The organism is Streptomyces sp. NPDC002698 (genome assembly GCF_042888945.1).
Lineage (GTDB): Bacteria > Actinomycetota > Actinomycetes > Streptomycetales > Streptomycetaceae > Streptomyces.
Genome location: NZ_JBIAQM010000044.1, coordinates 1 through 16754 on the forward strand (window position 1 = coordinate 1; position 16754 = coordinate 16754).

At 69.3% G+C, this 16754-nt stretch carries 14 protein-coding genes and 1 pseudogene; 6 read left to right on the forward strand and 9 right to left on the reverse strand.

Going from position 1 to position 16754, the window contains the following annotated elements; genetic code table 11:
- Positions 1-738: 738 nt before the first annotated feature.
- The 3 genes from ACFYW9_RS36090 to ACFYW9_RS36100 are packed head-to-tail and all read right to left on the reverse strand — an operon-like array spanning position 739 to position 2325.
- Entirely contained in the window at positions 739-1083 is a 345-nt protein-coding gene (locus tag ACFYW9_RS36090) for a hypothetical protein (RefSeq protein ID WP_389159349.1), read from the reverse strand.
- The gene (locus tag ACFYW9_RS36095; RefSeq protein WP_389159350.1) at positions 1064-1447 is read right to left on the reverse strand and encodes an ANTAR domain-containing protein; all 384 of its coding nucleotides are present in this window, start codon (positions 1445-1447) and stop codon (positions 1064-1066) included. The genes ACFYW9_RS36090 and ACFYW9_RS36095 overlap by 20 nt, the downstream gene beginning before the upstream one ends.
- A gap of 32 nt (positions 1448-1479) precedes the next feature.
- A complete protein-coding gene (locus ACFYW9_RS36100) occupies positions 1480-2325 on the reverse strand; it encodes a SigB/SigF/SigG family RNA polymerase sigma factor (protein WP_389159351.1) in 846 nt (281 codons plus the stop codon).
- A gap of 550 nt (positions 2326-2875) precedes the next feature.
- Here ACFYW9_RS36100 and ACFYW9_RS36105 point away from each other — a divergent pair.
- The 4 genes from ACFYW9_RS36105 (at position 2876) to ACFYW9_RS36120 (ending at position 6586) form a co-directional block, all read left to right on the forward strand.
- Positions 2876-3313, forward strand: a complete 438-nt coding sequence (locus ACFYW9_RS36105; protein WP_389159352.1) for a phage holin family protein — start codon at positions 2876-2878, stop codon at positions 3311-3313.
- Positions 3310-3750, forward strand: coding sequence for a hypothetical protein (locus ACFYW9_RS36110; protein WP_389159353.1), 441 nt, complete (start codon positions 3310-3312; stop codon positions 3748-3750). The genes ACFYW9_RS36105 and ACFYW9_RS36110 overlap by 4 nt, the downstream gene beginning before the upstream one ends.
- 1112 nt (positions 3751-4862) lie before the next feature.
- Positions 4863-5411 (forward strand): hypothetical protein, encoded by a 549-nt coding sequence (locus ACFYW9_RS36115; RefSeq protein WP_389159354.1) that lies wholly within the window; start codon positions 4863-4865, stop codon positions 5409-5411.
- 330 nt (positions 5412-5741) lie between these two features.
- A protein-coding gene (locus ACFYW9_RS36120) for an IS5 family transposase (RefSeq protein ID WP_389159355.1) occupies positions 5742-6586 on the forward strand; the annotation gives its coding sequence in 2 pieces (ribosomal slippage) (positions 5742-6072 and positions 6072-6586; 846 coding nt in all).
- Between the two features lie 166 nt (positions 6587-6752).
- On the opposite strand, the gene ACFYW9_RS36125 is transcribed toward ACFYW9_RS36120, so the two are convergent.
- From ACFYW9_RS36125 to ACFYW9_RS36135, 3 genes are all read right to left on the reverse strand, one after another.
- Positions 6753-7307 (reverse strand): DUF305 domain-containing protein, encoded by a 555-nt coding sequence (locus tag ACFYW9_RS36125; RefSeq protein WP_389159356.1) that lies wholly within the window; start codon positions 7305-7307, stop codon positions 6753-6755.
- Positions 7283-8653, reverse strand: a complete 1371-nt coding sequence (locus tag ACFYW9_RS36130; RefSeq protein WP_389159357.1) for a DUF1996 domain-containing protein — start codon at positions 8651-8653, stop codon at positions 7283-7285. Before ACFYW9_RS36130 ends, ACFYW9_RS36125 begins: the two co-directional genes overlap by 25 nt.
- A gap of 102 nt (positions 8654-8755) precedes the next feature.
- A complete protein-coding gene (locus tag ACFYW9_RS36135) occupies positions 8756-10480 on the reverse strand; it encodes a discoidin domain-containing protein (protein ID WP_389159358.1) in 1725 nt (574 codons plus the stop codon).
- A gap of 320 nt (positions 10481-10800) precedes the next feature.
- Between ACFYW9_RS36135 and ACFYW9_RS36140 the strand changes: the two genes are divergently transcribed.
- Positions 10801-11793, forward strand: coding sequence for a LacI family DNA-binding transcriptional regulator (locus tag ACFYW9_RS36140; protein WP_389159359.1), 993 nt, complete (start codon positions 10801-10803; stop codon positions 11791-11793).
- A gap of 284 nt (positions 11794-12077) precedes the next feature.
- Positions 12078-12440, forward strand: a complete 363-nt coding sequence (locus tag ACFYW9_RS36145; protein ID WP_389159360.1) for a transposase — start codon at positions 12078-12080, stop codon at positions 12438-12440.
- Positions 12441-13081: 641 nt separating this feature from the next.
- Here the strand turns inward: ACFYW9_RS36145 and ACFYW9_RS36150 are convergent.
- The 3 genes and pseudogenes from ACFYW9_RS36150 to ACFYW9_RS36160 all read right to left on the reverse strand — a co-directional run.
- Entirely contained in the window at positions 13082-14104 is a 1023-nt protein-coding gene (locus ACFYW9_RS36150) for a hypothetical protein (protein WP_389159361.1), read from the reverse strand.
- Between the two features lie 188 nt (positions 14105-14292).
- Positions 14293-15198 (reverse strand): hypothetical protein, encoded by a 906-nt coding sequence (locus ACFYW9_RS36155; RefSeq protein ID WP_389159362.1) that lies wholly within the window; start codon positions 15196-15198, stop codon positions 14293-14295.
- A 1043-nt stretch (positions 15199-16241) separates the two neighbouring features.
- A pseudogene (locus ACFYW9_RS36160) lies at positions 16242-16652 on the reverse strand (peptidoglycan-binding protein); the annotation flags it as partial.
- Between the last annotated feature and the right edge of the window lie 102 nt (positions 16653-16754).

Sequence of the window (16754 nt, forward strand, 5' to 3'; positions counted from 1 at the left end):
CCAGCCGCGGATGCCCGAGACCTTCCTCCGCCTGCTCCTGGGCACACTGGCCGCCGGACTCGGCACCCTCTACGCGATCAACGCGCTGCGCTGACCTGCCTCGTCAACCCACCACGTCGGCAGGTCGGAAGAGGCAGCACGGCAGCTTTCGTGCACGGTGTCACCACCAGTGAGCGCGATTCCTGCCCGCCCGGCGAATCTGCCGAGCGATGGTCTTCCCCGACTCCATGAGGTATTGCCTGCCGTCAGACGTGCTGGCCTCGACCTCCACGATCCGATGCTGCAAGCGTGGCGGCAGATGTTCACAGTGATCCGATCGCCTCTGTCGCCATCTAGTGGTCGAAGCCAGAGACAACGCGTAGACCTCGCCGCGCAGGTCCCGGTAGTACAGCATCCGGTGGGTGAGAACGAATTTCCCCTCCGGCGCCGGAAAGCACGAAAGGACGACCATGCTGGCCACTTCTCAACGGCGTGAGGTGCCTCGCCGCCGCCGGCATAGGGTGATCGGCCGACCGCATCGCTGGCGGGAAGCTGACCAGACTCAACTCCCGGATCCAGGTCCCGCCTCCAGCGTTCCGACTCACTTTTTCTCAGGGCATAGACGACCCGGGGAAAGCGGTCATCCCGCTCCTGCCCTGCCCTGTCTCGTCGGGGGCCGGCCATCGGTCGCATCGCGCGGGAAGACGCGGTGCTGTTCCGGATGGCCTCTTTGAGCGCGAACCGAAATCGGGTCGGCAGTCAGGCCGCAGTGGCGTCAGCCGTTCTGACGGCGGTATCGACGCGGGCGTGCACTACCAGGCCCCCACCCTGAGCAGCGGCCTGCGCCTGCAGGGTACGGCGGGCAGGAGCACTGGGCGTCGCCACCGATATCAGCACATCCGATCGCCTGCACCTGCGGTACGCCTCCACAACCGCCTCGATCACCTCATCGGGCACCACGGTCCCAAGAACGACGACCGCGGGCGTGGGATCGTGCACGTGGACCAAGTCGCTGATCAAGGCTGCCAGATTCTGCTCTCGTAAGCCGGGCGCGTCCTCCACCGTGAGGACCAGCACGCCGTTCTCAAGCCTGTGGGACAGCATGGCCCTCTCCATCCCGAAACTTCGTATCACCTGCAGGTGCAGGGCGTGCTCGGTGCTGGTGGTCCCGGATCGCCTCTTCCAGGGCTATGCGAAGTCCCAGATTGAGTTCACCAGTGGGCACCCAGGCGGCGAGCAGTTCGGCGACTCGGCCCAGCGTGATACCCGTGCGATCAGAGACCTCAGACAGGACAGTTCCAGCCTTGCCGGCGTCGAACCGTCCCAGAGCCATCACCACACCCGTCGCATGCTCGACCACGGCCTGCCGCACCCCATCTCGCTGCGGCTGCGCGGCCTGCGGTATCTGCTCATTCTCCGTGCGGGGCGCGGGCTGCTCGCTGGGGCCGTGCGTCAGTAGCTGACTCATCAGCGCGCCCTCCTTCACTTCCGGGCCTCCGGTCACTGCGCCAGGGCCCCTCGGCGTACGCGGGCGCAGCTGCGGGAGATGAGGCGGGAGACGTGCATCTGCGAGATGCCGAGCTTTTCGGCGATGCGCCCTTGCGTCATGTCCTCGAAGAAGCGCATGTAGAGGATGGTCCGCTCCCGTTCGGGGAGCCGGCGCAGCTCCTGGGCGGCCGCCTGGCGGTCGACGATGGTGTCGAAGGAGGAGTCGGTGCCGCCCAGGGTGTCGCCGAGGCTGTATCCGTCGTCGCCCGCGCCTACTTCCACGTCGAGGGAGAGGGCGCTGAAGCCTTCCATGGCCTCCATCCCGGCACTCACCTCTTCCTCGGTGAGGCGGGCGTGGGCGGCGATCTCAGCGATCGTCGGCTCGGCCGGGCCGGGCTGCTGGCGGAGTTCCCGGCGGGCGACCCGGACACGGTTGCGCAGTTCCTGGACACGGCGCGGAACCCGCACGGCCCACATCCGGTCCCTGAAGTGACGTTTCACCTCGCCGGTGATCGTCGGGACGGCGTAGCTCTCGAAGGCGCCGCGGACCGGGTCGAACCGGTCGACGGCCTTGATGAGCCCGAGGGCTGCGACCTGGCGCAGATCCTCGATGGCTTCACCCCGGTCGCGGAAGCGGCCGGCGATCCGGTGCGCCATGGGCAGCCAGAGACCGACCAGCTCATCGCGCACTGCGTCCCGCTCGGGCCCGTCCTCCAGTTCCACCAGCCGGATGAACAAAGCGCCGGCTACGGGTGAATCGTCAAAGCCTCGGTCTGCAGCAACCGCAGCGGCGTCGGCCGGCTGGGCCTCGGAGACGGCGTCGGTGTGCGGACGGACTGCGGGGTTCTCTGTAAGCACGCGGGATCCCTCCTGGACGGCGCGTCCGGGCGGTGCGCGAGGACAGCGGCGCGGGGCCCGAACGAGGGTGATGGGACATGCCGCGCAGAGAAGGGCTACGCAGACCGCAGAAGAAGCCGCGGCCGCGCGGATCAACTCCGCTTGGCTCGCGCCTCCGGTCCGAAGCACACACCCCGCCTGCCCCGCGTCCACACCCGCAAACGGCCCCCACGACGCCGCCTGTCCCCGGGTTGCCGCGACGCCTCGTCGAACAACGCGCGGGATCCTGGCCGCTTGTCGGCGCGGTGCCGGCCACCTGCTGGCCGTGGAGCGTGTGCAGTCGGGAACCGACTACCGCGCCAGTGTCGCTGTCGGCACGCCTCGGCAGCGCCTGGCTCATCCGGCATGGCCCCGTCTCATGAGGCGTTGGCTGCAGCGGCCACACACCCAGCGCACCCACAGCAATTCGTTTCCTCTCCTGAACGAGGCAGTTCGGGGTACTCGCCCAGTCATCAAAGCCCGGGCTGCCGCGGCGGCCCGGTCGGCAGGAACAGAGACAGGAGGTGATCGCATGTCGAGTACACAGCCGTACAGCCCGAACTCGGTCCAGCATTCGAACGACGTGGGGCATGAGCCGGTGGGCGAGCTGGTCCAGCGGGCCTCGCAGCAGCTGACTGAACTGGTGCGCGGCGAGATGAAGCTGGCGCAGGCGGAAATGAAGGAGAAGGGCAAGCGCTACAGCAAGAGCGGCGGCCTGTTCGGCGGCGCCTCGCTGGCCGGCCTTCTGATGCTCCAGGCGCTGGTCGCTACTGCGATCGCAGCCCTTGCGCTCCTGCTGCCGCTCTGGACTGCGGCCCTCATCATCACCGCCGTCCTCGGCGTGATCGCCGCAGTCCTGGCCCTCAGCGGCAAGAAGCAGGCCGCCGCGGCATCCCCCCTCACCCCTGAAAGCACGATCGAGAACGTCAAGGCCGATGTGGCTGAGATCAAGAGGAGCGCACACCGATGACCCACACGCCCGCCGAGCAGCACACCACTCCCACACCGGCCGAACTCCGCGAACAGATCGAGCACACCCGCCACGAACTCGGTGTCCAAGACCTAGCGGACAACGACGTCAAGGCCCGCACTCAGCAGAAGGCCGGGGAGCTGAAGGATCAGGCGTTCCTCAAAGCCGGCGAACTGAAGACGCAGGCCGCGAAGGCCGCCTCCCAGATCCAGGACAAACTGCCCGACCCCGTCAAGGAGAAGGCCGCTCAGGCAGCCGGGCACGCCCGGGCCGCGGCGGCCCAGGCCGGACGGATGTGGGAAGAGAAGACACCCCAATCCCTGCAGGACAAGACGGCTCAGTATGCGCATCAGGCACGCGACAACCGCACCGCGCTGCTCGTAGCCGCCGCGGGCGTCGCCGTGCTGTCGCTCGCCCGCCGCCGCAGGAAGAGCTGAACACAAGGGCATGTGCGAGGTGGCTAAGGGCCCGAACGCGATAGAGATGCGGGCCCTTGGCCGCTTCTGCTCCAGGGCCAGCCACCGTCCTGGTGTGTTTGAGGTAAGTCACGAGTTGCTGCGCGTGGCGGGTGACGCACGTCTGCTTCGTCTTCGCTGTCCCCGTCGGGGCTGCTCAGTTCGTGGTCCACGACCGTGCCGATGGCACCGACCGAGTGAAGCGAACGAAATGATTGATCCATCTACCGGGGCGGAAGCCGTGAAGGGATGCGAACGCCCGCCCGCCGGCGGCTCTCAACCACAAGCAGGGGCAGCGACGCCAGGTCGGCTGTGGGGGCAGTTCCCTCCCGCGGTCGTCTTGGAAATGCGCATACGGTGCAGCAGGGCGCGGGTGAGGCGGGTGTCGAGCGTGGTGCGCCAGGTGATGCGGGGTACTGGGAATGCAGGCGTGATAGTGCCCTGGTGCTCAGTCCGCAGTCGCGGAAGGGTTCGTCCAGGGTGACATCGGTGATCACGCCCTCGGCGCACGTGTCGCATGCGCGATAGGTCACCCGCCCGATCACCCTGCGGATGTGCACCAGCAAGAGACACTTCTCACCCGCGTCCCCCGGCGAGGAAGACAGCAGGATCTCGACACCGCGATAGGCAAGCAGCCTGCGATGCCACCGGCCCCGACGCCGTCCTGTACGCCGGTGCCTTCCCTCGGCAGGCCGTGGTGCGGGGTGCGCCCAAAGCCCGGCCCGAACAAGAGGGTTACTCCTGGCATACGTCTGATTTACCTGCATAGCCATCGCGAGTGCCCGCTTGTCACGGACACATGTCACGCCGCAGCAAAGGGCCTTCGCGGCTTACGGCACCTGGAGCAAGCGAGCGAGGGGCGCGCCGCCATTCGCGTGGGCTGTGCGAATGGCGGGTGACCGTGCTGTTGTCGGCTTCCAGCAGCCGGCGGTACGGGGCTGGAACCGTGAGAGGGGCCTGACATGACGGCCCGGGAGGATGTCAAGCTGTGACCTGCAGCCGCCGCGTGATCGTTTGCCATCCCGCACCGATGATCAACAGTGGCCGTTCCTGCCGTCGCCAGCAGGACAGAACGGCTCATCAAAGGGGACGCAGTGCTGGGGTTGCTGGGCTTCTACGACGAACTCGAGAAGGGCTCCGGCCAGCCGAACGGATCGATCCGCGATGCTGTCCGGTCCGTCGGCGAGCCGGACGAGGCGGACCTGGCGGCTTATCTGGACGCCGGCCATGTGCTGATCGACGTCATGGAAGCCGGGCGCGACGCCATTACCGGCAGCCCTCACCGTCACTCCCCGGGATGCTCGTCCCTGATGACCGACGGCACCTGGTTGTGGCGCCAGGACTTCTCGCACTACCTGGAGATCCACCACGTCTCGCTGCCCGAGAGGTTCCTCGAACACGTCCGCGGCCTGGCCTATCGGATGCCCACGGTCGACGTCGCGCAGTTCGCCCCGCATTACGACAAGACCATGCCCCTGGTCGGCTGGGCCTCGGCTGTCCCTTGGCGATCGACGTCGACCACACTCGTCCCTGAACCACGAGCCGCCACCAGCAAAGCCCAGTTTGACGCGATGATGCTGGAGCAGGACCGGAACAGGCCACAAGGCAGCTGGGGCAAGCGACGCAAACCGCGGCAAGCGTAGGTAGCAGCAGCCCACGCGCGCTGGCACAATCCGCGTCCTCAGGGCAGCACCTGAGCTGAGGTCGCACGACGGCGTCCACCGCTCCAACACCGCCCGGTCCCATGGACAGGGCCGGTGGTACGGGGCGCCGCAGAGCACGCTCCTGCGGCCTGAAGCACGACGCCCTCGATTCCCTTGAGCTCTCCCTGGCAAACACCGGTTCCTGCTCGGCCCGACCGCGGGGCGGGGCAGCACGGCAGGTCTGCATACCTCGGCGCAAAGGTGGCACCTGCGCGTCATGGCAGAGGAGCTAGGCCGTTTCGTTTAGATCATCGGATCGTTGGTCCGGATGTGCCGTTAACTGACGCGCAGTGGGCGCGGATCGAGCCGTTGCTCCCGGACCGGACGCCGGTGCGGGGTGGCCGCTGGCGGGATCACCGCGAGGTGATCGACGCGATCGCCTTCAAGTTCCAGACCGGGACCCAGTGGGTGCACCTGCCGGAGAAGTACGGCAACTGGCGAGGCGTCTACAACCGGCTGCGAATGTGGGCCATCGACGGCACTTGGGAACGCGTCTTCACCGCGCTGATGGCCCAGGCCGATGCCGACGAGGACCTCGGCTGGGCGGTCTCGGTGGACTCCACGATCGTGCGGGCCCACCAGCATGCGGCCGGTGCCCGCAAAAGGGGGCCCCGGCCGGCGAACCCGACGACCATGCCATCGGCCGCTCCCGCGGCGGACTGACCACCAAGATCCACCTCGCTGCTGATGCCCGCTGCCGGCCCCTGGCGTTCGTCCTCACCGCCGGACAGGCGGGCGATGCACCGGCCTTCACCGCTGTCATGGCCCGCCTGCGTGTTCCCCGACGACGCGGGCGGCCGCGCACCAGATCGGACGTGGTCCTGGCCGACAAGGCCTACGCATCCCGCGCGATCCGCGAACACTTGCGCCGGCGCGGCATCCGTGCCGTGATCCCCGTGCCCGCCGACCAGCGCGGCCACCGGCTGCGGCGCGGCAGCCGAGGCGGCAGGCCACCGGCCTTCGACCGCGAGGCCTACAAGCAGCGCAACACCGTCGAGCGGTGCATCAACCGCCTCAAGCAATGGCGAGGCATCGCCACCCGCTACGAGAAGACAGCCACCATCTACCTGGCCGGACTCCACATCGCCGGCATCTTCCTCTGGCCCACACGATGATCCAAACGAAACCGCCTAGGCGTCCGCCGCCCCGTCCGCCGCCAGCCTGGAGACGATGTTCGGCGGGAAGGGGCTGGAGCGGATGACCGAGTTCTTCACGTCCGTGCGGGACGGCGCGTGACGGGACTGCTCCCTCCCTGACGGTGACGTCCGGCACCGGCGGCCGTCACCGGAGGGCGCCGAGCCGGGTGATCTGCTGGGCCACGCTCCTTTCGATGACGGCGGCGAGGTCCTTCGCCCGCTCGGAGCTCCCTGACGTGCGTTCACTCGCGCACAGCATGCGGACCTGGACCAGATGGGCCCGCAGACTCTCGGTGAAGAGGCGGTCGAAGCTCTCCCCCGTCACCGTCCTCGCCCTGCGCACTGTGTCGAGCGTGACCATGCCCGGCATGTTGTGCCCCTCGTGGGGGCGGGTGTCGGGAACACCCGAGACCTCCAACAGCTCACGCAGGTCGACGAGTTCGTCCTTCAATCTCCTTCCCGCCTCCTCGGCCCAGCCGGCCAGGGCCGGGCGACCGGCGCGGGCGGGCGCCAAGTCGATGAGCAGCGAGGCCCGTTCGTCCATGGGGATCATCAACTGGATCCATGCCGTGTCGGTGTCGTTGAAGGCGGCGGGCGCGGGCCTGTCGGCCGCCGGCTGCGGGGTGCAGCCGGCGGCCGCCAGGCCCAGGAGCAGGGCGGCCGCCGTCCGCCGGGTCAGAACGTTCCGGCGGAGTTGCACTTGGCGCTCTGCACGATGCAGTCCTTCACGCGCTGCCCGAGGGCCGCGGTGTCCCAGGCGTTGAAGAAGTCACCGTGGATGGACGAGGCCATGCCCGACGCCAGGCTGAACCCGTCGGCGCTCCCGCTGGTCGGGTAGCTGATGACGAACGACACCGAGGGGATGGCGACCGGGTAGGCGCCGCTGCACTTGCCGTCGTAGGTGAAGGCGACGTGCGACTTGTGGTCCGGGCTGTCGAGGTGCTTACCGTCCCAGCAGTCCGGGAAGACCAGCTGGTACACCAGCTTGGCGGTGGGGGCGCACAGCGGCCAGTTGCCGTCGGCGCTGCGGCCGGTCTCGCCGCCGGGTCCGGCGCACCAGAACTGGTTGGGCGAGCCGGCCGGGGTGGCCACCTGCAACTTGGCGCTGCCCGCGATCATGCGGAAGCCCTGCGGGAAGGGCACGGTCGCCGTGGAGTCGGGCAGCCGCGACCCGTAGTAGACGATCATCCCGTCGGGTTCGACCGCCTTGCCGCGCTCGTAGAGCGTGGGGATCCAGTACGCCGAGAGGTCCTTGGCGGGTGTGCAGGTCGTGCCCGTGTTGCCCAGCAGGCTCTGGGTGGTGGTGAACGCGTCGGTGCTCTTGTTGCCGAAGAAGCTGTGCATGTGGGACGCGCCGGGCAGGCCCGGGGCGACGATCGGGTCGTCCGGCTTGGAGTGGCTGTAGGTGCAGGTGGCGTTGAACTCGGGGACGCGCACGGCGTTGGCGGGCACCGGCGCCGGGGTCATCGCCCGGAACTGGGTCAGCTGGGCCTGCCACTTGGTCTGGTCGACGTCGACCCAGCCCGGCGCGGGCTCGTCGCCGCCGCTGACGAACGAGAACCAGTTGATGTTGACGAAGTCGCCGGGCGTGGTGCTGCGCAGCACCACGAACACGGTCTGGGCGCCGGTCGGGTGGGTGGTGACGTCGGCGCTGCGCGTCGCCCAGGTCTGCCAGCCCCCGGTGGGGCCTGTCTGGATCACGGCGAGCAGGGGGCCGGTCAGGGAACCGGTGCGCAGTTCGACGGACCCGCTGCCCGTGGCGGCGGCGATGCGCGCCGACACCGTCAGGCGGCCGGCGGGCCCGAGGTCGACCTGGTCGAAGCGCATCCAGTCGCCGTCGGCGAGGTAGGCGGCATTCTGCCCGCCGCCCATGTCGGCGGTCGTCTCCAGGGCGACGCCGGACTGCGCCGCGTAGGACTCGGCCTGGACGGTGACGGTGGCGGCCCGCGCTGCGGGGGCGCCGAGGGTGATGCCGAGGGCGGCGGCCAGGGCGATCGCCAGGGCACCGACCAACACGGGATAGAGGTGTAACGGGTGTCTGCGCATGTCACTTCCTCATCGGAGGGGGTGGGGCGTGGTGCGGCTGCGGTCCGGCCCGGAACCGAGGTGTCCGGGCCGGACCTGACAAGGGGGCCGGTGCCGGCTGCGCTACTGGTACACGCGCACGTAGTCGACGAGCATCCGGGACGGGAACGGCGTCGACGCGTCGGTCGGGCCGGGCCAGTCGCCGCCGACCGCGAGGTTGAGGATCATGTAGTGCGGGTGGTCGAAGATCCAGGGTCCGCGCGTACGCTCCACCTGGTCCTTGTCCAGGGTGAACACGGTGCGCCCGTCGAGGCTGAAGACGATGCCCTTGCTGTTCCAGTCGGCGGCCCAGGTGTGGAAGTCGTCCGAGAAGTCGGCGCCCGAGGGCAGCCGGTACGGCGAGCCGATCCCGTTGCCACCGTTGTAGGCGGGGGCGTGCACGGTCGAGTAGGCCGTTTTCACGTCTTTGCCGAGGACCTCCATGATGTCGACCTCGCCGTTGTACGGCCACGGACGGCCGGTGAGGAAGTCGGCGCCCATCATCCAGAAGGCGGGCCACAGCCCGTTGCCCTTGGGCACCTTGATGCGGGCCTCGACGCGTCCGTAGGTGAACTGGAAGGTGGCGCCGGTGTTCATGCGGGCCGATGTGTACTGGCAGGTGGTGCTGCCGGTCAGCGGGTCGGGCGGGCAGGCTCGGCCGGGGCTGGCCTCCTTGCGGGCCTCCATGACGAGGTGGCCGCCGCCGTCGAGCGCGGCGTTCTGCTGGTCTGTGTAGTACTGCAGCTCGCCGTTCTGGCCGGTGCCGGGGTCGGCGCGCCACTTCGCCGGGTCGGGCTTGCTGCCGGCGGCCCCGTCGAAGTCGTCGCTCCACACCAGCCGCGGCGGCTGCGCCGGGTCCGGCGGCAGCGGCGGCGCCGGGACGGGGGCGCCTCCGGTGCCGTACACCTGGAACTCCCAGAGGGAGTAGCCGTAAGGGGTGGCGCGTTCGGTGCCGTACATGCGGACGTAGCGCCCCGTGCCGGAGACGGCCAGGGTCTGTTTGAAGCCGGTGCCGGACGTGGTCGAGTAGATCGGCGTCCAGTCGGTGCCGTTGGGCGAGACCTGGATCTGGAAGGACTTGGCGTAGGCGGGGTCCCACTGCAGGACGACCTTGGTGATCTGCGCGGTCGCGCCCAGGTCGACGGAGATCCAGCCGGGGTCGGTCCAGCCGGTGGTGGAGCTGGTCGCCCACCGGGAGGCCGGGTCGCGGTCGAAGGCCCGGGCCGGGGTGCACTCCCAGCAGTTGCCGTCGCTCTGCGACGAGGAGGCCGCGCCGGTCTTCCCATACGACAGCAGGGTGTCCCCGCCGCCGGGGTCGCCGCCGGTGCCGGCCGTGCCGTACACCTGGAACTCCCAGAGGGAGAAGCCGTATTGAGTGCCGCGCTGGGTGCCGTACATGCGGACGTAGCGGCCGGTGGCCGTGAGGGTCAGGTTCTGGGTGCCGCCGGTACCGTCCGCCGTCTCGTGGACGGTGGACCAGGTCTCGGCGTCGTCCGACACCTGGATACGGAAGGCCTTGCCGTAGGCGGCCTCCCACTGGAGGGTGACACGGCTGATCCGGGCCAGGGCCCCGAGGTCGACCCTGATCCACTGCGGGTCGGAGAAGGCGCTGGACCAGCGCGTCGCCGGGTTGCCGTCGACGGCTCCCGGCGCGGTGAACGGGTCCTCGGTGCTCGACGCGACGACGGGCCGGCCCTGCGACAGCAGGGTCTCGGCGGCGTGGGCGCGGGGTGCGGGCAGGCTGACGAGGGTGAGCAGGACGGCCGCGACCAGGGCGGGTAAGCCGAAGCGGTGAAGCAGGGGATGCACGGGCGACTCCTCAGTGGGGGAAGGGTGAGGGAGCGCTCCCTGAGGGGTGAGAATGGGCCGATGCCGGTGGCCTGTCAAGGCTTTCGGCAACAGGCCCGTAACACCCCCGACGCATGTGCTGCGTGTCAGGGAACGGTTCCTGAGATCCACTGCGGCGGTGCGCGCGACGCCGGCCGACCGGCGCCGGAGACCGGCCGGTTGAGGCGAGAGACCATCAACCAGGTGCACGGGAGGCGTCGTTGACAGGCGGATCGGGCCGAGGTCATCCTGGGGGAAACGCTCCCTGGACTCGACGACCGGGCACCGATGATCGGAAGGCGATGAAACGACCCACGCTCACGGTGGTCGCCGCCCGGGCCGGCGTGTCCAAGTCGAGCGTCTCCCGGGTCATCAACGGGGAGACCACCGTCGCGCCGGAGATCCGGGACGTCGTCATGCAGGCGGTGCGGGAACTCGGCTACGTGCCGAACGCCGCCGCCCGCAACCTGGTCACCCGCCGCACGGACGCCGTGGCCGTGGTCGTGTCCGACCCGCCCAAGGGCGTGGTGTCCGACGACCCGCTGTTCTCCACCGTGGTGCGCACCGTCAGCCGGGAGTTGGAGGCCGTCGGCAGACGCGTGGTACTGATCCTCGCCGAGTCCGACGAGAGCCGGGCCCGGGTGGAGCGCTACGTGGCGGGGGGCCACGTGGACGGCGTGATGCTCGTGGCGCTGCACGGCGCCGATCCCCTGCCGGCCGCGCTCGCCCGCATGGGCCTGCCCGTCGCGTCCTTCAACCGCACCGCCGCGACGGACGTCCCGTACGTGGCGCTGGACAACGCGGGCGGTGCGGAGCTGGCCGTACGGCACCTGCTGGAGCGGGGCAGACGCCGGATCGCCACGATCACCGGGCCGCTGGACCTGTACGAGTCCCGCGAACGGCTCGAGGGGTACCGCGCGACCCTGCGGGACACCGGCCGCCGCTCGATCGTCGCGCTGGGCGACTTCACGCGGGTGTCGGGCGCGGAGGCCATGCGGCAGCTCCTGGAGGATGACCCGGACGTCGACGCGGTGTTCGCGGCCAACGACCTCATGGCCATCGGGGCGCTGCGCACCCTGCACCAGGCGGGCCGCCGGGTCCCCGACGACGTGGCCGTGGTCGGGTTCGACGACATCGAGGCCGCCGCCTACACCACTCCCGCGCTCACCTCGGTGCGCAGTTCCATGGCCGACCAGGCCACCGCGACGGTGCGCCTGCTGCTGGCGCTCATCGAGGGCGGCCCCAGGAAGCCGGTGATCATGCCGAACGAACTCGTGGTCCGCGAGTCCAGCTGAACGGAGGGCCCGGGCCCGTTTCCCCGCGCCTTCCCCCGGCCCTGCCCGCACACGAGGTCGTGCTCCGGACGCGGGCGGCCGGCGGGCGCGTCGGACACGCCGGTGTCCACCTCGTCGAGCGACGACGCGGCCGGCTCCTCGGGCGCCCGTGCGGCGATGCCCTGCCGTGCGGGGATCACCAGGGCGGCAAACGCTCCGAGGACGACGAGCAGCGCGACGACCGGGCGGCCGCCGAACCGATCTGAGCCGATATCCCCAGCCTCCGCAAGATCACCTCCTGGATCATGCGGCCCCGGAAGGCCCTCACCGAGAGCCAGGACCAGCGGCTGCTTCAGGTCCGGCTCGCCTGCCCAGACATCACCCGGGCCTGCGACCTCGCCCGCGCCTTCGCCGACCTGGTCTGTCATCGGCGTGGATACCTCCTGCTGGAGTGGATCCGCCAGGCCGAGCAGGACGCCCCAAAGCCCATGCAGGGCTTCGCCGGCTTCCTCCGCCAGGACCTCGACGCCGTCACCGCCGGCCTCACCCTCCCCTGGAGCTCCGGCGTCGTCGAAGGACACGTGAACCGGGTGAAAACGCTCAAGCGAGCCATGTACGGCAGCGCCTCGTTCGAACTCCTTCGGACCCGCGTCCTCACCCAGCCATGAGTCCCGGGGTCAGGAGAAGGCACCAGGCGACAGCACAGCATGTACGAAATCGGTCGGCGGCAAGTAGCTGTGGGCTTCGACATAGTGAGCAACCAGCTCAGGAGCAGCGTAGGCGACGCCGTTCCTCATAACGCGTATCTCTGAACTGCCCCGTGGACTGTCGCCCCGCGGTCCGAGCAGTCTCGAGGCACACCAAGGGCAGAAGTGATGGCCGCGCGTCTGCTGGGCCCGATGCGTCTGAGTCATACGCTGCAGTGCGTCTACCAACCCCGAAGGGGGTGCCCCCTTTGCGTAGATCTTACTGCGGCTGAGCCAGCCCACGTTCAGCAGCGGGACACCTCGCCAGCAGCCTGACGCTTCTGGATCCCAATTGTCCCTGTCGTACGTGTACGGAGTCAGGTCTGCGTAGTAGGTCATGACGATTGTCTATCAACCAGAGTTGATCGCATCGCATGTGCCGGGACACGCCCACGCCACAACGCGCTCGAGGATCACGGAACTGCGGCCAGAGCCCTGAATTCGACCAGGGGCGCTCGTCGCCTCACATGCTCCGGCGGTCAACGGAGTGGGGAGCTTCAGCGAGCGTCGAGTGCCTCCGCACAGTCACCGCGACCGCACCGGCGTCGGGCCCGCACAGCCGCTCACGACCAGCTCAGGAACACCGTGTGTACGTCCAGTTCCGCGTCGGCGAGATCGGTCGCCGTTCCTCCCCGTGTGGCCGGCACCACCCGGAAGTCGGGCGCGTTGTACCCATAGTCGGGGTCCTGCTCGGCATTGGGTTGGTGGACGGAGGCGATGAACTTCGTCCCGTCGGGCGATACCAGCATCCCCTCCGCGACGGTGCCGTCCTGCGGGCCGACCACGCTGATCGGGGCGCCCGCGGCGCGACCGGTGCGGGCGTTCATGGTCCGGAATGAACCGGACGACGTGCGGCACAGCACCCGGTCGTCGCTGACCCAGCCGACGACGGCGGCGCATCCGCTGAGCAGCACGGCCTCGCGTGCCGACGTCCTGCTGAGTGGGCCTGAGGAGTTCCAGGTGTCGAAGACGGTGCCGAAGACTTTGGGTGCGGTCGCTGTGAGCCTGCGGCCGTCCGGCGCGAGGTGCACCATGTTGGCCTGGACGGCGCGCACGGGCTTGCCCGTGATGGTCAGGGGCAGGTCGTTCCCCGCGCCCGGTCCCTCGGCCGACAGGTGGTGGTCGCCCTCGGCGGACCGGGAACCGATCCTCTTCCGGCCTTCCCGGTCCGTGTAGGTGAACCACACGGTGCGCCCGTCCGGCGACATCACGGCGTTCTGCTCGTCGTCGCCCGCAGCACCGCTCAGGTGCACGAAGTCGTCCTGTTCCGCGTCGCTCTTCACGAAACCGACGTGAGAGGCGGTCTTGCTTCCGGGGTCGCGGAGGACCACCGCCATGCGTGTGTACGACAGGTCGAAGAGCGCGCGGACCCGGGGAGTGATGTGTTCCAGGCTGTCTGTGGGATAGGGGCCCGGTTCGTCCGCTTTCTCGGCGCAGAGGTCTACGAGTGGGCTGTGGATCGTCTTGGCGCCGGGATAGTTGGTGAACGCTGCGTCCTCCGGAACGGCGAACCACCGTGTCGCGCGCGGCTTCCAGCTCTGCGGATCCCACGCCGTCACCACGACGCCGACATAACGGGCGCCCATGTCGCACCTGGCGGTGACGACCGTGTCCTTGCGAGTGAAGGGACTGTCCGAAAGGGCGTATCCGCGGTTGCCCAGGTAGGGTGCCGAGCGCGCCGAAGACCCGGACGCAGGCTTCTCCGAGCTCGGTTGAGGTGTGCAGGCCTGAAGGGACAGGACCCCGAGGGCCGCGAGAACCGCGGCCTTTCCGGCTAGACCATGTCGCACAACGACCCCTCCTCGAGCTTCTGGTGGCACGCCGTCCAGGGGACGGACCCGAAGACCCACTTCTGCCGGGGGTCGGCTGGGACGGACTCCGTGCGGATACGCAGCGCGTTCCCGGCGCTGTCCTTCAGCTGGAGCCACTGCGCCTTCTGGTAGGCGTCGACGTAGTGGACCTTGATCCCCCACTCGCACGACTGTCCTTGTGGCGCGATCGCCTCCACTCGCATGGCGCCCGAGGACTGGCCGTTCCCGACCTCGATGATGTGGCTGTCGAAGTAGGGCTCGCCCTGTCCCTCGTCGTCATCGGTCAGCACCGGCTCGCCGCCCCGGGGCGGGACGTGGACCCGGATCCCCTGGTAGGCGGATCCGCCCTGCAACGGATGGCCGACGACCGTCTTGGCGGTGCTCGGCCGACAGGTGACGCCGGTGGCTTTCCAGCCGTCGATGACCACGGCGGCGGACCGGGTGCTCAGCAGTCTCAGCTTGAAGGTGCGGGAGAATTCCGTATTGCCGGTCGACGTCCCCTGCGGGTACCGCTTCGGGGCGTGTTCCAGGTAGGACGCGTAAGTGAGCAGGCGGCCACCGAGTGACCTGAGATACGCGAAGGCGGCGGCGTCATCGCTGGAGGTCAGTTTCCGCGTCTCGCCCTCGGTCAGCTCGCGGTCGAGGACCATCACCCAGTCCTGACGGGGGTCGCCCAACTCGGTTTGCACGGACGCCGTGAAAGGCGCCTGGGAGGCGTCGTACCCCTTGTTGGAATCGTTCTCCCTGGTCACGCTCGGCTTGATCATGTAGTAGCCAAGGAGCGCTCCGCCCAGGACGCTCAGGAGAGTGACCGTCGCCGTCACCGACAGCCAAAGGATCTTCTTGCGCCGGGAGGCAGCAGGGTCCACTCCGAGAACTTCGGAGGTGATCGCCCCTAAGCTCTCGTCGGCTCCGCCTCCCGTATCGGCGGACCCCTGCGGCGGGGGCTGATCAGCGGCGGACGGCGCGGGCGCATCCGAGCCTGCTTGCTGCCCCGTCGGCTCCGAAGCGCTGTCTCCGTCGGCGCTCGGCTGCGGTTCCGGTGTCCCGTCCGTTGGCGCGCTTGCCGTCATGCCGATTCCCCCACGTCGTGATACGTCCTGTGCGCCCGGTACTGGACACAGGCCGTACAGAACCCAGCTGTACCGGGCGCCCACCGCGCCTCGCGGCCACATCTCGTCGTCCCGGTCTTACCCGCCCGTCGCGTCCACGGCAACGCCCGAAGGCGCCAATGTCCTTCACCTCACCCCGAGGCACCTGCCTGGCCCGGCTGTTGGTCGCGCAGTACCTGGACACCTGGCACCATCCCTACGACAGCGATGTCAACGAGATGCCGGCCGCTCCTGCCGATCGGTGGAGAGATCCAGCGAGCAAGTCTGGGGTACCGCCGAGCAGCGGTTGGCCGTTTTCAAGGAGCGCCATCACTCCGGGACCGGGAGCCGTCCCGCATCGGCTGCCCTGGGGGCAGGTCACCTGAGCTCAACGCGGTGGGCGCGGCCCTCGCCGCCGGCCGCAACAACGACTCCTACGTCGTCATGTACGTCGCCCAAAACCCCGTCCGCATCGAAGGCAAACCGGTACGGCTGCGTGTCGCCGTGCGCAGGATGCGGCCGACGGTGGTGTGGCGCACCGTCGTCCCCGCGCCCGCGGGGGTAGTTCGTCCCACCGGAAGCCTCGGCGGCTGCACACGGCGTCGTCCCTGCGCCCGCCGGGGTAGGTACATGTGGTCCCCCGCGCGACGCGGCGCCCGCACGATCGCCTCGGCTTTGGTTCTGCGGCATGGCCTCGTGCAAGATCCCCTCCAGGACCACCGCGACGCCGGCCTCGACTCTCTGAAGCACCGGACGTCCTCGCGGCCGATCCGACGCCGGTCGTGGGCGGAGTTGCCGTGCTTCCCCGCCCACGAGGGTGCTTATCGTCCGGCCTGCAAGGCTGCCCAGGTCTGCGGGCCGACGTCGCCGTCGACGCCGAGGCTGCGGGTGGTCTGGTAGTCGCGCACGGCTTGTTCGGTGTTGGGGCCGAAGTCCCCGTCGATGCCCACGGTTCGGCCGAGTGCCGCGGTCAGTGCTCGCTGCAGTCGGCTGACGTCCGCGCCGGTCGACCCGTTCTGCAGCGCCGGTGTCGAGCCGTACGACAGCAGGGCCGTCCAGGTCCTGGGGCCGATGTCACCGTCGGCCGTGAGACCCCGGGCGGACTGGAAGGCCATCGTCGCCGTTGCGGTGTCGGGCCCGAAGTCGCCGTCCGGTTCTCCCGGATTGTGTCCGGCGGCGATCAGTCGGCATTGCGCCGCCTTGACCAGACTGCCGTTGGATCCCTGCTGGATGAGGGGGTACGCAGTCAAGTCGAGGTTGACGCCGCTGCAGGTGGGCGCTGGTGTGCCGCCGCAGTTGTTGCTGGTGACGTTCCGCCAGGTCCGGCTGTTGGC

Bases quoted from the DNA above. Each gene is read 5' to 3' on its own strand.
- ACFYW9_RS36145 (WP_389159360.1), top strand. From the start codon at position 12,078: ATGCGGCCCCGGAAGGCCCTCACCGAGAGCCAGGACCAGCGGCTGCTT.
- ACFYW9_RS36150 (WP_389159361.1), bottom strand. From the start codon at position 14,104: ATGGGCGCCCGTTATGTCGGCGTCGTGGTGACGGCGTGGGATCCGCAG.
- ACFYW9_RS36130 (WP_389159357.1), bottom strand. From the start codon at position 8,653: ATGCGCAGACACCCGTTACACCTCTATCCCGTGTTGGTCGGTGCCCTG.
- ACFYW9_RS36110 (WP_389159353.1), top strand. From the start codon at position 3,310: ATGACCCACACGCCCGCCGAGCAGCACACCACTCCCACACCGGCCGAA.
- ACFYW9_RS36095 (WP_389159350.1), bottom strand. From the start codon at position 1,447: ATGAGTCAGCTACTGACGCACGGCCCCAGCGAGCAGCCCGCGCCCCGC.
- ACFYW9_RS36105 (WP_389159352.1), top strand. From the start codon at position 2,876: ATGTCGAGTACACAGCCGTACAGCCCGAACTCGGTCCAGCATTCGAAC.
- ACFYW9_RS36090 (WP_389159349.1), bottom strand. From the start codon at position 1,083: ATGCTGTCCCACAGGCTTGAGAACGGCGTGCTGGTCCTCACGGTGGAG.
- ACFYW9_RS36140 (WP_389159359.1), top strand. From the start codon at position 10,801: ATGAAACGACCCACGCTCACGGTGGTCGCCGCCCGGGCCGGCGTGTCC.